The 511-nt window shown below is 57.5% G+C and carries 1 protein-coding gene; it reads right to left on the reverse strand.

The features are described from left to right. On the reverse strand, positions 1-511 hold a 511-nt coding region (locus tag IDG63_RS14235; protein ID WP_206176470.1), incomplete at both ends, for an ABC transporter permease.

Genomic DNA, 511 nt, shown 5'->3' on the forward strand with positions numbered 1-511 from the left:
GTTGCGACGCATATCGATGGTTACTGCCGCAACGATAATGATGCCTTTAATAATATCCTGCACATAGGCATCGACGCCGACAAAGGTAAAACCGCTTTTGATCAGGCCAAGGATCATCGCGCCAATCAGGGTGCCGGTAATGCGCCCCACTCCGCCCATTAAGCTGCTGCCGCCGATCACCGCGGCGGCAATCGCGTCCAGCTCGTAGGACATCCCCATGCTCGACTGGCCGCTACTGACGCGCGCCGCCAGCACCACCCCCGCCAGCCCGGAGAGCGCCCCGGCGATGGTGTAGACGATCACCAGATATTTATTCACATTGATGCCGGACACTTTGGCCGAGGTCATGTTGCCGCCGATGGCATACACATATTTGCCATACCGGGTATGCTTCAGCGCAATGTGAAACACGGCGGCGATCACGAAGAAGATAATCACCGGCATCGCCCCCTGGCCTATCGCCGTAAAGCTGTCGGAGAGGAAGCTGATCGGGTTGCCCTGAGTGTAATAC

Origin of the sequence: Staphylococcus sp. EG-SA-14, from assembly GCF_017151935.1 — a bacterium.
GTDB lineage: Bacteria > Bacillota > Bacilli > Staphylococcales > Staphylococcaceae > Staphylococcus > Staphylococcus aureus.